General features: G+C 65.3%; 12 protein-coding genes. All 12 read right to left on the reverse strand.

Features of this window, described 5'->3' with window-relative positions; all coding sequences use genetic code 11:
- Nucleotide 1 precedes the first annotated feature (1 nt).
- Nucleotides 2-1,381, reverse strand: coding sequence for a histidinol dehydrogenase (gene hisD, locus AC3ENJ_RS03065; protein ID WP_190807653.1), 1,380 nt, complete (start codon nucleotides 1,379-1,381; stop codon nucleotides 2-4).
- Between the two features lie 77 nt (nucleotides 1,382-1,458).
- On the reverse strand, nucleotides 1,459-5,013 hold the full coding sequence (gene dnaE, locus AC3ENJ_RS03070; RefSeq protein ID WP_431813026.1) for a DNA polymerase III subunit alpha: 3,555 nt from the start codon (nucleotides 5,011-5,013) through the stop codon (nucleotides 1,459-1,461).
- A gap of 146 nt (nucleotides 5,014-5,159) precedes the next feature.
- On the reverse strand, nucleotides 5,160-6,137 hold the full coding sequence (locus AC3ENJ_RS03075; protein WP_431813027.1) for an RluA family pseudouridine synthase: 978 nt from the start codon (nucleotides 6,135-6,137) through the stop codon (nucleotides 5,160-5,162).
- Nucleotides 6,130-6,732 carry a signal peptidase II gene (lspA, locus tag AC3ENJ_RS03080; protein ID WP_431813028.1) on the reverse strand — a complete coding sequence of 201 codons (603 nt, stop codon included), beginning with the start codon at nucleotides 6,730-6,732 and terminating at the stop codon, nucleotides 6,130-6,132. Before lspA ends, AC3ENJ_RS03075 begins: the two co-directional genes overlap by 8 nt.
- A 6-nt stretch (nucleotides 6,733-6,738) precedes the next feature.
- Entirely contained in the window at nucleotides 6,739-7,425 is a 687-nt protein-coding gene (locus AC3ENJ_RS03085; RefSeq protein WP_431813029.1) for a DivIVA domain-containing protein, read from the reverse strand.
- Between the two features lie 121 nt (nucleotides 7,426-7,546).
- The gene (locus AC3ENJ_RS03090; protein WP_190782367.1) at nucleotides 7,547-7,843 is read right to left on the reverse strand and encodes a YggT family protein; all 297 of its coding nucleotides are present in this window, start codon (nucleotides 7,841-7,843) and stop codon (nucleotides 7,547-7,549) included.
- The gene (locus tag AC3ENJ_RS03095; RefSeq protein WP_190782368.1) at nucleotides 7,840-8,370 is read right to left on the reverse strand and encodes a cell division protein SepF; all 531 of its coding nucleotides are present in this window, start codon (nucleotides 8,368-8,370) and stop codon (nucleotides 7,840-7,842) included. The genes AC3ENJ_RS03090 and AC3ENJ_RS03095 overlap by 4 nt, the downstream gene beginning before the upstream one ends.
- Before the next feature lie 64 nt (nucleotides 8,371-8,434).
- Complete coding sequence (locus AC3ENJ_RS03100; RefSeq protein WP_431813030.1) at nucleotides 8,435-9,262, reverse strand: YggS family pyridoxal phosphate-dependent enzyme; 828 nt, start codon at nucleotides 9,260-9,262, stop codon at nucleotides 8,435-8,437.
- Nucleotides 9,259-10,020 (reverse strand): purine nucleoside phosphorylase YfiH/LACC1 family protein, encoded by a 762-nt coding sequence (locus AC3ENJ_RS03105; RefSeq protein WP_190782370.1) that lies wholly within the window; start codon nucleotides 10,018-10,020, stop codon nucleotides 9,259-9,261. Before AC3ENJ_RS03105 ends, AC3ENJ_RS03100 begins: the two co-directional genes overlap by 4 nt.
- Before the next feature lie 108 nt (nucleotides 10,021-10,128).
- Nucleotides 10,129-11,376 (reverse strand): cell division protein FtsZ, encoded by a 1,248-nt coding sequence (gene ftsZ, locus AC3ENJ_RS03110; protein WP_190782371.1) that lies wholly within the window; start codon nucleotides 11,374-11,376, stop codon nucleotides 10,129-10,131.
- Nucleotides 11,377-11,631: 255 nt separating this feature from the next.
- On the reverse strand, nucleotides 11,632-12,657 hold the full coding sequence (locus AC3ENJ_RS03115; protein WP_431813031.1) for a cell division protein FtsQ/DivIB: 1,026 nt from the start codon (nucleotides 12,655-12,657) through the stop codon (nucleotides 11,632-11,634).
- Nucleotides 12,657-14,066 carry a UDP-N-acetylmuramate--L-alanine ligase gene (murC, locus tag AC3ENJ_RS03120; RefSeq protein WP_431813032.1) on the reverse strand — a complete coding sequence of 470 codons (1,410 nt, stop codon included), beginning with the start codon at nucleotides 14,064-14,066 and terminating at the stop codon, nucleotides 12,657-12,659. Before murC ends, AC3ENJ_RS03115 begins: the two co-directional genes overlap by 1 nt.
- Nucleotides 14,067-14,072: the final 6 nt, after the last annotated feature.

Here is a 14,072-nt window from a genome sequence, read left to right on the forward strand (position 1 = left end):
ATCAGCCCTTCCGGCCGGATGTTTCGGAGCGGATGGTCACGGCGCGCCCGTGCGCCGGCAGGTCCTCGCTCGTGGCCAACGCCACGATGTCGTCCTCGAGCTCCGCCAACGCGTCCTGGTTGTACTCGATGACCTGCACGGCCTTCATGAACGACGCCGCCTGCAGACCCGAATTGAAAACCGCGGTGCCGCCCGTGGGCAGCACGTGATTGGAGCCGGCCGCGTAATCGCCCAGCGGCACGGGACTGTAGGGGCCAATGAAGATCGCCCCGGCGTTGCGCACACGAGCGGCCACCTCACGGGCGCTCTCCGTGTGGATCTCGAGGTGCTCCGCGGCGTACGCGTCGGCCACCTCGATGCAGTGGTCCAGGTTGTCCGTCAGCACCACACCGGACTGGGGCCCGCGCAGGGCCATCCCAATGCGTTCGTGGTGCTTGGCGTCCGCCACCTGAGTGGCGAGCTCGGTCTCGACCGCACGGGCCAACGAGGCCGAATCGGTGATCAACACCGAACCCGCATCCGGATCGTGTTCGGCCTGGGAAATCAGGTCGGCCGCGACGAAACGCGGGTCCGCGGTGGCGTCGGCAATGATGGCGATCTCGGTGGTGCCGGCCTCGGCATCCACACCCACCATGGAGCGCAACTGACGTTTGGCCATCGCCACGAAGATGTTGCCGGGACCGGTCACGGTATTCACCGGCTCCAGGACGTCCTGACCGTCGGTCAGCCCGTACGCCAACGCCGCCAACGATTGCGCGCCGCCAATGGCCCAGACCTCGTCCACCTCGAGCAAACCGGCAGCGGCCAGGATCACGGGATGGGGAAGCCCACCGAAGTCCTTTTGCGGCGGGGTGCACAACACCACGGACTCCACGCCCGCCGCCTGAGCGGGCACGACGTTCATGATCACCGACGACGGGTACACGGCCAGCCCGCCAGGAATATACAGGCCCGCGCGCTTGACCGGGGTCCAGCGGTGATTCAGCACGGCGCCCGGGGCGATCTCCACCTCGACGTCCGCCGGGCGCTGGGCCTTGGCAAATCGCCGAGTGCGCTCGATGGCCGTTTCCAGACCCTTGCGCACCGCAGGGTCCAGCTCGTCCACGGCCTTGCGGATCTCTGCCGGGTCCACCTTGATCCGGCCCTGCGCCACGCGGTCGAACTTCTGGGCGTACTCGCGAACGGCCGCCGCGCCATTGGACCGAACGTTCTCAATGATTGACCGCACACTGGCTTCCGCCTCGGCCACGGACGACGCCGTCTGCCTCGGTACCGCATGACGCAGCTCGTTCCAGCTCAGGTGCTGTCCGCGCAGGTCGATGACCCGCAGGAAGCCGGAGGGAGTGGTTGCGCTTGCCGAATCGAAGGTTTGTTCAGTCACCCTGCCATTCTACTAGCGCACCGTGGATGGCCCGGCACCCAGGAACCCGGACGGTCGGTCGCGATCAGCAAACCCGATCACGCTTCCAGGCAGGCCGGTCCCAGCAGCACCTTGAGGTCACCGAACAACGCCGGTGTGGGATTGACCCGGTGCTCGGGTCCTAGCCGCAGCACCTGGAGTGAGCGGTGGGTGTCCAAGTGGATGCGGACCTCGGACTCACCGCGGTGGTTGCGCAGCACCTCGCCGATCTGGCGGATGGTGGCCTCCGTGGCGCGGTGCTCGGGCAGGGCCACACACACGGGACCGGAGGTACCGTCCATGCTGAGCTCCGGAACCGTGAGTTCCTGGGCGGAGATCGAAATGGAACCATCGTCACGGCGCTGCATGCGTCCCTTGATCACGCAGATCAGGTCCTCCGCGAGCACCCCGGCAATGGGCGCGTACGCCTTACCGAAGAACATGATCTCAATGGAACCCGAACGGTCCTCGAGCTCAACCCGCGCATACGCATTGCCGGAGGTCTTGGCGATGCGCCGCGACAGTGACGTGATCATGCCGCCCACGGTGACAATGGCGCCGTCAGGCCGGTTGTTGTCATCGGACAGCAGCGGCTGGATGGCCGTGTCCGTGTACTGGCCCAGGGCGTCGTCGAGACCGCGCAACGGATGATCGGATACGTAGAGGCCGAGCATTTCGCGCTCGAACGCCAGCATGTCCTTGCGTTCCCACTCGGGAACGTCCGGTACCTCGATCGAGAACGTGTCCCCCTCGGGATCGTCGGAACCGCCCATGGCGAAGAGATCGAACGTGAACTCCCCGTTGTCCTCTTTCTTCTTCTGGGCGACCACATCTTCCACGGCCTGCTCATGACACATGACCAGCCCGCGCCGGGTATGACCGAGCTGGTCGAACGCGCCGGCCTTGATCATGGACTCGATCGTTCGCTTATTGCAGACCACGGCGGGAACCTTGGCCAGGAAGTCGTTGAACGACGTGAAGCGTTCCTTCTCATGGCGGGCGTTGACCATGGCCTGCACCACGTTGGCGCCCACGTTGCGCACGGCTCCCATGCCGAACCGGATGTCCGAGCCGACGGGAGTGAAGTTCAGCGCGGACTCGTTGACGTCCGGCGGGAGCACCGTGATGCCCATGTGACGGCACTCGGTGAGGTAGAGGGCCAGCTTGTCCTTGTCGTCGCCCACGGAGGTGAGCAACGCGGCCATGTACTCAGCCGGGTAGTGCGCCTTGAGGTACGCGGTCCAGTAGGACACCAGTCCGTAGGCGGCGGAGTGCGCCTTGTTGAACGCGTAGTCGGAGAAGGGCAGCAGGATGTCCCACAAAGACTTGATGGCCGCCTCTGAATACCCGCGGTCGATCATGCCCTGGTGGAAGCCCTTGTACTGCTTGTCCAGCTCGGACTTCTTCTTCTTACCCATGGCCCGGCGCAGAATGTCGGCTTGACCCAGCGAGTAACCGGCCACCTTCTGCGCAATCGCCATCACCTGCTCCTGATACACGATCAGGCCGTAGGTGGTGTCCAGAATCTCGGCGAGCGGTTCCGCCAGTTCCGGGTGGATGGGCGTGATCTCCTGCGCGCCGTTCTTACGCAGCGCGTAATTGGTGTGCGAGTTGGCGCCCATGGGTCCCGGACGGTACAGCGCAATGGTTGCGGAAATGTCCTCGAAGTTGTCCGGGCGCATGAGCTTGAGCAGCTGCCGCATGGGGCCACCGTCCAGCTGGAACACCCCCAGGGTCTCGCCACGGGCCAGCAGATCGTAGGACTCCTTGTCGTCCATGCCCAGGTGCTCCAGGTCAAGCACGAAACCGTCACGGTTGAGGGTGATGTTCTCCAGCGCGTCCGAAATGATTGTGAGGTTCCGCAACCCCAGGAAGTCCATCTTGATGAGGCCCAGGCCCTCACACGTGGGGTAGTCGAACTGCGTGATCACCTGGCCGTCCTGCTCGCGGCGCATCATCGGAATGATGTCGATGAGCGGGTCCGAGGACATGATCACACCGGCCGCGTGCACACCCCACTGGCGTTTGAGCCCTTCCAGACCCTGAGCGGTTTCGAAGACCTTCATGGCTTCCGGATCATCGGCCAGGGTGTCGCGCAGCTCACCGGCTTCGTCGTAGCGTTTGGCGTCCTGGTCGTAGACGTCCTTGAGCGAAATGCCCTTGCCCATGACGTCCGGCGGCATGGCCTTGGTGAGCTTCTCACCCATGGAGAACGGGTAGCCGAGCACCCGGGAGGAGTCCTTGAGCGCCTGCTTCGCCTTGATGGTGCCGTACGTGACGATCATGGCCACGCGCTCGTCGCCGTACTTCTCGGTCACGTAGTGGATGACCTCGGAACGGCGCCGATCATCGAAGTCGACGTCGAAGTCGGGCATGGACACGCGGTCCGGGTTGAGGAAGCGTTCGAAGATCAGCCCGTGCTGGAGGGGGTTGAGCTCGGTGATGCGCATTGCGTACGCAACCATGGAACCGGCACCGGAGCCACGCCCGGGACCCACGCGAATGCCGTTGTCCTTGGCCCAGTTGATGAAGTCGGCCACCACCAGGAAGTACCCGGGGAAGCCCATCTGGATGATGATGCCCTTCTCGTACTCCGCCTGTGTCCGCACGTCATCCGGGATGCCGCCCGGGAACCGGTAATGCAGCCCCTTCTCGACCTCCTTGACGAACCAGGATTCCTCGTTCTCGCCCTCGGGAACGGGGAAGCGGGGCATGTAGTTGGCGGAGGTGTCGAACTCCACGTTGCACCGTTCGGCAATCTCCAACGTGTTGTCACAGGCATCCGGGAAATCGCGGAAGAGTTCACGCATTTGTTCGGGAGATTTGAGGTAGAACTCATCCGCGTCGAACTTGAAACGCTTGGGATCCTGCAGCGTGGAGCCGGATTGCACACACAGCAGAGCCGCGTGGGACTTGGCGTCCTCCGCGTGCGTGTAATGCAGATCATTGGTGGCCACGAGGGGCAAATTCAGCTGCTTCGCCAGCTTCAGAAGATCCTGAGTCACCCGCTTCTCGATACCCAGACCGTGGTCCATGAGCTCGCAGTAGAAGTTCTCGGCGCCGAAAATGTCGCGGTACTCCGCGGCGGCCTGGACGGCCTGATCGTACTGGCCCAGTCGCAACCGGGTCTGCACCTCGCCCGAGGGGCACCCCGTGGTGGCGATCAGCCCCTTACCGTACTGATTCAGCAGTTCCCGGTCCATACGCGGCTTGTAGAGCTGACCCTCCAAGGAGGCCTTGGTCGAGGCGCGGAAAAGGTTCTGCATGCCCTCGCTCGTCTCGGCGAGCATCGTCATGTGCGTGTACGCGCCACCACCGGACACGTCGTCACGGCCCCCGTCCGCGAACTTCACGCGGGTGCGGTCCTGCCGAGCGGTGCCCGGGGTCAGATACGCCTCCACGCCGATAATGGGCTTGATCCCCGCAGTGCGAGCGCGGTTCCAGAAATCGTAGGCGCCGAACACGAACCCGTGGTCCGTGGTGGCCAGGGAATCCATGCCCTGCCGGTCGCACTCCTCGAACAAATCGTCCAAGCGCGCAGCACCGTCGAGCATCGAGTACTCGGTGTGTACGTGGAGGTGGGTGAAGCCTTTTTTTCCGGTCGCCGTGGTCACCGAACCAGTCTAGGACGGGACTGCGACAACCTCACGTTCCGGCGAGCGCGAGCTACGCCTCATCCGGGCCCACCCACCGACCACATCCGCCACGTGCCCCACGACGACGCCGCTCGTTCCCGCGGTTGCCGACGCTTGGGGCACGTTCACAGTTGCGGGCCGCCTTCTCGCAAGGTTTCCACCGCGAAGGCGAGATCCGCCGGGTAGGCGCTTTCGTACTCGACGTAAGCGCCCGTCTCGGGGTGGGCGAAGCCGAGCTTCTTGGCGTGCAACCACTGCCGGGTCAGGCCGAGGCCCGCGGACAATGCCGGGTCCGCCCCGTAGGTCAGGTCCCCGGCGCACGCGTGCTTGAGCGCCGAGAAATGCACCCGGATCTGGTGGGTGCGCCCGGTTTCCAGGTGTACCTCCACGAGGGAGGCCCGACCGAAGGCCTCCAGCACCTCGTAGTGGGTGATTGAATCACGGCCGTCCTCGAGCACGGCGAAGCGCCACTCGTGTCCGGGGTGACGACCAATGGGCGCGTCGATCGTGCCCTTGAGCGGATCCGGAATCCCCTGCACCACCGTGTGATACACCTTGGTGACCGTGCGCTCCTTGAAGGCGCGTTTGAGCACCGTATAAGCATGCTCGTCACGGGCCACCACCATGAGTCCCGATGTGCCCACGTCCAGGCGGTGCACGATGCCCTGCCGCTCGGGGGCACCCGAGGTCGAAATGGACACACCGGCCCCGGCCAGCGCCCCGACCACGGTGGGACCCTTCCACCCGGGCGACGGGTGGGCCGCGACTCCCGCCGGCTTGTCGACCACCACGTACCCCGGAGTCACGTGCACCAATTGAAGGTCGGCCACGTGCTGCGGGGCGATCCGAGTCGGATCCTCCGGCACGGGGACTTCCACCGCGTACGTCTCGGACGTCTCCACCCGGTGGGACTTGGCAACGGGCCTGCCCTTGAACAGCACGCGGTCCTCGGCGCACAACTGGGCCGCCGCGGAACGGGACAAATCGGTCCAGGCGGCCACAGCGGCGTCGGCGCGCGCGCCGTCGAGTTCGTCGGACACGGTGAAGCGCTCCGGAACGTACTCGGGGTCCGAGCCGGTGGGGCGGGTGCGGGAGTCAGTCATGGTCGGGAGCCGGCCTTTCGGTCTGCGATTCGCTGGAGTCCTGGTCAGCGGTGCCTGCCGGGCGGGGAATGGCGGGTCGTGTCATGTCTCGGTCACCGAGGATCAGGACCATGATCACGGCAATTCCGACCACGACCCCGCAGTCCGCCAGGTTGAAAATCGCGAAGTTCGGTACCGCGATGAAATCGACCACGTGGCCCTGCCCCAAGCCGGGCTCACGCAGCAGTCGGTCCGTGAGGTTACCGCAGGCGCCGCCGAGCACCAGTCCCAACCCCACGGCCCAGACCGGATGCCGGACCTTGCGCAGCGTGGCGGCAATGAACACGACCACGGCGGCCATGACGACCGTGAAGACCCAGGTGAAGTCCGAGCCCAGGGAGAACGCGGCGCCGCTGTTGCGGATGTGCTGCCACCACAACAGCCCCGGGATCACGGGAAACTGTTGGCCCACGGGTAGTTCCGCGACGACCCACAGTTTGGTGAGTTGATCAGCGGCGTAAATGAGCGCGGCAATCACCAGGGACAGAATGAGGCAGCGGCGGCCCCGCCCCGAAGGAGTGGGAGCCGCCGCTGCCTCGCGAGCTTGATGCGACACCGAGTGTTACTTGGCTGCGGTGCGGTTCGATGCGTTACCGGCCGGCGCGTTACTGGGCGCCAGGGAGCCGGTTGAATCGATGTCACGCAGCTGTCCGTTGATGAAGTCCTTGAGGTTGCTGCGGTAATCGCGCTCGAAGGTGCGCAGGTCGTTGACGGACGCTTCCAGGCGGGACTTTTCCTTCTCCAAGGAGGAAAGGGTCTCTTCCTTGGTGCGTTTGCCGTCCGACACGAGCTTGTCGGCCTGGGTGCGGCCCTCGGAGATCAGGCGTTCGCGCTCGGAACGGCCCTGTGCCACGTACTCGTCGTGGAGTTTCTGGGCCATGGCGAGCACACCCGCCGCGGACTCGGCCGACTCGGTGCCGGGCTGGGTCGCCTCCGCGACGGCCGGCTCGGTCGGAGCTGCGGCCGGGACCGGGGCGGCCGTTTCACTGACCTCCGTGGTCTCGGACACGTCCACCGGCTTCTCCGGCACGACCGGCGCCGATGCCGCAGAATCGTCCCGCGGCTCGGCGGCCACCTGGCCACCGCCGGTCTCGACCTGCTTGCGCAGGTCTTCGTTCTCCTCGTTCAAACGGCGCAATTCCGCCACGATCTCGTCCAGGAAATCATCGACCTCGTCCTGGTCGTATCCCTCACGGAACTTGGTGGGCTGGAACCGCTTATTGATGACGTCTTCAGGTGTCAAAGTCATGTGAGTGTTTTACTCCTACTTCTGATCAAGCCGCGAATGCCAGGCCTCGGTCGAGATATTTTATGTCAACGATACAGCCACGGCGTCAGTGGCGCGCGGTGGGCGGGGGTGTCACGGACGCTTATGCCCGCAGCAACATTCCCCACAGGATCGACTGGATGATGCTGATCGCGAAGACCAGGATCAGGAAACCCAGGTCCAGGGCCACGCCCCCGAGCCGCAACGGCGGGACCACCCGTCGCAGGAGATTCATGGGGGGATCCGTCACGGAGTAAATGGCCGACGCCGCTACCAGCACGATTCCCTGTGGTCGCCAGCTCCGCGCGAACATCTGCACCCAGTCCAGCACCAGCCGGCCCAGCAGCGCCACATAGACGAGATGGACCAACAAGTACAGAACGGACAGGATCAGGCTCATGATGAGCCCTCGGCCTGACCGTAGGATTTGGTCTCTTCATCGATGTCACTGGTGTGGCCCTGATCGCGGACCTCCACGTAGGACGGCGTGAGCAAGAACACCTTGGCCGTGACGCGTTCGATGGAACCGTGGAGCGCGAACACCAGCCCGGCCGCGAAATCCACGAGACGCTTGGCCTCTGCCTCTCCCATGTCCGACACGTTCATGATCACGGGGGTACCGTCACGGAACGCTTCACCAATCGACTTGGCGTCATTGTAGGAGCGGGGATGCACGGTGGTAATGGTGCGCAATTCGCTGTCGTCCTCTCGGGAACTGGGGGCCCTTCGAATGGGTGTCACGGGAGCTCGGTATTCCGCGGAACGCCGCGCCGCGGCGCCGTTCGCTGTCTCACCGGCCGCGGCGGTGGAACCGCTTGCCGGCGCCTGTGTGACTTCCCGGGGACGTCCGGTCGCGTCGGAGGTGTAGTCGTCGTCGGTCTCGGCAAGGCCGAGGTAGATCATGGTACGACGCAGCGCTCCGGCCATAGTCTCTCCTCAATCACTGGACGGGTGCGTGCAACACTCACCCGCAAATTTATCTTTCTTTACGCTACCGCACGGTTGGGCGCGGCCCGAGGACATCCGATCCGATGCGCACGTGAGTGGCTCCGGCCGCCACGGCCGCCTCAAGGTCCCCGCTCATGCCCGCAGAGATGGCGCCGGCCCCGGGGTACTGTCCCTGTAAATGCTGTGAAATGCTCCAGAGCCGCTCGAACGCATCTCGCGGTTCGCCATCCTGTGGGGCCACGGCCATCACACCGGCCAGTTCGAGCCCGTCGGTCTGGTGGATCTGCCGAGCCAGTTCGGCCACCTGTGACGGGTGCGCTCCCCCGCGCTGCGTGCCCGCCTCGGCTGACGGGTCCAGGTTGACCTGGATACAGCATTTGAGATCGGCCGTGGCGCAGGGCCCGGCGGTGGCATCACCGTCGGCTACCGCAGCACGATGATTGGCCACGGCCTTGCCCAGGGCTCCGACCAGCGACTCACGGTCCACGGAATGCACCCAGGACGCGTAGCGCACTACTCGCTTCGCTTTGTTGGACTGCAACTGCCCGATGAAATGCCACACGGGTTCGCTCGTGCCGGGCTGCCGCCCGGCCAAGGACTCGGCGACCTCCCGCGCCTTGGGCAGCGCCTCCTGGTCCTTGTTCTCGCCGACGGCGCGCACCCCCAGGTCGCGCAGGCGCACCACGTCCTGGGCGGGGAAGAACTTGGTCACGACAATCAGTGACGGCAACTCACCGCCGTGTGCGCGATCCTCGGAACGCTGCTCGGATGCGGCAAGGATTCGTTGCCGTACGGAAGACAGCCGCTGTGCCAGTTCGGCGGTGCGGGCCACATTGTCCTGACCCGGCTGCTGATCGTCGGCGGAGGTCATGGTGTTTCCTTTCCCGCGGGCTCGAATGCCGAGGGCACCCACACGACTCCCGCGTGGCGCGAAGTGGTCTTATCGCGTCGATAAGAGTACAGCTCGGTGTTCTCCAGCGTGCACCAGTCCGAGCGGGTGGAGCCGGTATCGGCAACCCGCACGCGGAGCTCTTCGAGGAGGCGGCGTGCGGCGCCCGGCAGGTCGAGCCCCGGGCTGTGCCAGGAGGTCTCGGTATCGACACCGGGTAGCACGCGCCCGGACTCCGCCCGCATGTCCTCCGGCACTTCGTAGCACCCGCCGCAAATGGCCGGGCCGATCCAGGCGGTGAGTGTGGCAGCACCACGCTCGCGCAGTGCTCCCACGGTGTTCTGCAGCACGCCGTCGAGTAGTCCGCGCCTGCCGGCGTGGGCGACCGCGAGCAGCGCAATGTCGGCTCCGGGCCGCTCGGCCACGAAGACCACCGGAAGACAGTCCGCGGTCAATACCGCAAGCGGTGTCCCGTCCTCACTGATAGCGGCGTCCGCCACGGGAACTTCGCGCGCAGTGGCCCTCGACGCGCAGCCGTCGGATGCGACGGTTACCACGTCGGTTCCGTGGACCTGGTGCATGTATCGCAGAGAACCGTCTGCCAGACCCAGTTCGACCTCGAGGGCTCTCCTGTGCGCTGCCACGTCCGCGGGGTCCTCCCCGGTGTGCGCCGCCAGGTTTCCCTCTGTCGCGTCAGTGAACGCCACGGCCGCGCCGACAAGTCGATCGGTGAACCACACGAGACATCACCTCCTCCTTGCAAAACTGCGGGGTGGGTACCGCTTGGCGGCACCCACCCCGTGATTCAGTCGTTCGGATGTCTACCCGTCAGGTAGCACCCGCTCACCTCACTTCAGGAAATCCGGGAAGTCCAGGGAGTCCTTCCGCGACGAGCTGGACGAGGAATTGCCGGAATCACCCTCGGCGGGCAGATCCACGTCGAAACCGGCGTCATCCGGGATGTCATCTTCCTGGGACTGCCGAGCACCGAAGGACTGCGAGGTGTTGGTGCCGTAGGAGGAGCCGCCGCGCTGCGGGGAACGACCCACGCCCGAAGGCCGTGAGGCATCGCCGCCGAAGGCCGCACGAGTATTGGCCGCCTGGCGATCCGCGGGTGATGAGTTGTTGGCGTTGGTTTCCTGGGACACGGAGTCGAAACCAGCGGCAATGACGGTCACGCGTGCCTGGTCACCCAGGGCGTCGTCGATCACGGCACCGAAAATGATGTTGGCCTCGGGGTGAGCCACTTCCTGGACAAGGCGCGCGGCCTCGTTGATCTCGAACAAACCGAGATCGGAACCGCCCTGGATGGACAGCAACACACCGTGCGCGCCGTCGATGGACGCTTCCAGCAGCGGCGATGCGATGGCGAGCTCGGCGGCCTTGACCGCGCGGTCCTCGCCCTGCGCGGACCCGATTCCCATGAGGGCGGAGCCCGCCCCCTGCATAACCGACTTCACGTCCGCGAAGTCAAGGTTGATCAGGCCCGGGGTGGTGATCAGGTCGGTAATGCCGGAGACACCGGACAGCAGGACCTGATCGGCGGACTTGAAGGCGTCCAGCATGGACACGTTGCGATCCGAGATGGACAGCAGGCGATCGTTGGGGATCACAATGAGCGTGTCCACTTCGTCGCGCAGGGTTTCAATGCCGTTCTCGGCCTGGTTGGAACGGCGCCGACCCTCGAAAGTGAACGGACGGGTGACCACGCCGATGGTCAAAGCACCCAGCGACCGGGCGATCCGAGCCACCACGGGTGCGCCACCGGTACCGGTGCCACCGCCCTCACCAGCGGTCACGAAAACCATGTCGGCACCCTTGAGTACTTCCTGGATTTCCTCTTCGTGATCCTCGGCCGCCTGGCGTCCGACATCGGGGTTGGCGCCCGCGCCGAGGCCGCGGGTCAATTCGCGACCCACATCGAGCTTGACGTCGGCGTCCGACATCAACAACGCCTGGGCATCGGTGTTGATGGCGATGAACTCAACGCCGCGCAGACCTTCCTCGATCATGCGGTTGACAGCGTTGACACCGCCGCCGCCGATGCCGACCACCTTGATGACGGCCAAGTAGTTCTGGGGGGTTGAGGAGTCCATATGCACCTAACTCACGTGGGGCTTGCCGACTTCCGACGTGTAAATGCAATACAATCAAGGTTTACTTGAAACTTGAGCGATTCATACACACGGGGGAATATCGAATTTCATGTCGCCCTAAGAGTACCAATCACCCGGAGGATCTCCCTATCACGATCGCAAGTGTTTCCTGACAAGTCATCGTTTCCGCTAATCACAAGGGGATTCGGCACATTCAAGCTAAGCCTGAGACTGAGATATCCGGCCGGGCCGAGCTCACTTGACGGTCGGGTGCAAAGGCGCCGAGACGTCGTATTCACTACCGTCTGCCGTGTCCGCATCGTTCACGAGCGCCGCGAGCACCTGCGCCTTCAGCTCACTGTTCGAAGAATCCCCCCAGATGGCCTTCCGGCCGTCCGCGAAGGTCAGTTCGACCGCTGATTCCGACGGAGCGGCGGCCGTGTCGAGCTGGCTCAGAACGCTGGCGGGCAGCGAGGCGAGCACGTCGGAGATCGCGGAAAATTTGTCGGTGCTCAGCACGTCCCTGCCACCCTCGATCATGGGGACGTCTGGCCGGTCCTGCTGCCCGTAGGTCGACAACTGCTTACCCTGGGAATCGACGAGGATCAGCTCCTGTCCCTCCTGCACGGTGGCCACCCCCACGCGTTCGTGCAGCTCCACCGTGATGGTGTGGGGAGGTTTCAGGATCACATTCACCGACTTCACCTGGGGTACGTTACCCACGGCCTCGCGGACCTCGTCCTTGGAGATCCTGGTCAGCGGAACACCCTCGAACCGTTGCAGGGCGTCCTCGACGTTCTGGGGGTCGGTCAGGCGCGCGCCTTCCACGTCGATGGCGCGAGTGGCGAACAACGGTGAGAAAAAGACGAGACACACGAACAGCGCCACCGCCAGCAATGCACCGAGCAGGGCGAGCCACCGGTTGCGGCGGATTCGGCGATGGGAACTGCGCGGAAATGCCACCACGGTGTCCGGGTCATCATCGGTGGCCTCCACCTCGGTCGCCGCCGGTTGCGCCTTGGCCGACCTGCGGCGCTGGCGCCATGACGAGAATCGGCTCCCCGGAACCGGGGTCTCCTCCAACTGCCCGGTGTCCACGCGGGACACCTTGGACTCGTCGTTGACGCGCACCCGCACTGGTTCCTGGTCGGAAGACTCGCCCGGATCGTGGTGGGGCGAGCCGTCGAATGCAGCATCCTCGCCCGCTCGTGAATCCGAGTACTCCTCGGAATCCGGTTCCCGGCCCAGACGCGGTTGGTGGGGTGGAGTGGGCCTGGTCATCAGTTCAGCGCCAATCCGTTCACGATCTTGGGACCCAGTGCCGTTACGTCACCGGCCCCGATCGTCAGGATCAGGTCACCCGCCCCCGCCGATTGCAGGACAGCACCGATGGCCTCTTCTGCCTCCGGCGTGGACGCCACACGACCGGATGCGGCCAGTTCCGCAATACTGCGCCCGGTCACACCCGGAATGGGTGCCTCACGCGCCCCGAAGACATCCAGGACGTACGCGCGGTCAGCGAGTTCCAACGCCGCCGCGAACTCGGCAGCGAATTCACGAGTGCGCGAATACAGGTGTGGTTGAAAAATGGCGTGCACCTTGTGCTTCCCGGCCACTTCGCGGGCCGCCGTCAAGGCGGCCTGGACCTCGGTCGGGTGATGGGCGTAGTCGTCGAACACGCGGACCCCGCGGGCAGTACCTTTCAGGTCGAAGCGGCGGGCCGAGCCGTGGAAACGGCCGAGACCCTCGACGAGGGCTTCCGGCTGGGCACCCGCGGCCAAGCCCGCCGTGAAGGCTGCCGCGGCGTCGGCAATGTTGTGGGCTCCGGGCACCAGCAGGTCCAGATCGAGGGAACGGGTGTCCTCCCCGGCCAGCGCGAACGTCAGAGTGCAATGCGAGCCCACGCCCCGCGCCTGCACATTGGAGATGTGCACATCCGCGGCCGGGTCCGTCCCGTAGCTCAACACGGCCTCGCCGGTCCGACGGCGCCGCTCGGCCAGGTTACGCGAGCCCTCGTCGTCCAGGCACACCACCAGGGTGCCGCCCGGCCGGATGGTCTCTGCGAAACGGTCGAAGGAAGCGAAGAATTCTGCGGCTGAACCGTAGTGATCCAGGTGATCCGGTTCCACGTTGGTGACCACGGCGATCTCGGGGAGGTAGGCGAGGAACGAGCCGTCGGACTCGTCCGCCTCGGCCACGAACCACGCGCCGTTGGCGAATCCCGCGTTGGCGCCCAGGTCGGCGACGAACGCGCCGATGGCCCAGGACGGTTCGAGACCCGCCGCACGGAAGGCCACCGTGGCCATGGAACTCGTGGTGGTTTTCCCGTGCGTTCCAGCAACGGCCACGACACGTCTGCCGTACATCGCGGACGCCAGTGCCTGCGACCGATGGACCACGCGCAGACCCTGCTCACGTGCGGCCGCCAGCTCCGGGTTGGCGGGTTTGATGGCGGTGGAGACCACCACGGTCCCCGCACCGGCCACGTTCTGGGCGCTCTGACCCACGAATACCGTGGCTCCGAGTGCTTCCAGTTCACGCAGCCCCTGGGAGTCCTTCGCGTCCGAACCGCTCACGGGTACCCCGCGGGCCAGCAACAGCCGGGCCACGGCGGACATACCGGCTCCACCCATGCCAATGAAGTGGACACGCCCCAAGGCGTGTGGGTCGAGCTGGACCTGGGGGTTCACGGTGGT

The organism is Kocuria sp. cx-455, from assembly GCF_057707085.1.

Excerpts from the sequence above, each read along its gene's own strand:
- AC3ENJ_RS03075 (WP_431813027.1), bottom strand. The coding sequence starts at position 6,137 with ATGACTGACTCCCGCACCCGCCCCACCGGCTCGGACCCCGAGTACGTT.
- AC3ENJ_RS03085 (WP_431813029.1), bottom strand. The coding sequence starts at position 7,425 with ATGACTTTGACACCTGAAGACGTCATCAATAAGCGGTTCCAGCCCACC.
- AC3ENJ_RS03090 (WP_190782367.1), bottom strand. The coding sequence starts at position 7,843 with ATGAGCCTGATCCTGTCCGTTCTGTACTTGTTGGTCCATCTCGTCTAT.
- AC3ENJ_RS03095 (WP_190782368.1), bottom strand. The coding sequence starts at position 8,370 with ATGGCCGGAGCGCTGCGTCGTACCATGATCTACCTCGGCCTTGCCGAG.
- AC3ENJ_RS03100 (WP_431813030.1), bottom strand. The coding sequence starts at position 9,262 with ATGACCTCCGCCGACGATCAGCAGCCGGGTCAGGACAATGTGGCCCGC.
- ftsZ (WP_190782371.1), bottom strand. The coding sequence starts at position 11,376 with ATGGACTCCTCAACCCCCCAGAACTACTTGGCCGTCATCAAGGTGGTC.
- AC3ENJ_RS03115 (WP_431813031.1), bottom strand. The coding sequence starts at position 12,657 with ATGACCAGGCCCACTCCACCCCACCAACCGCGTCTGGGCCGGGAACCG.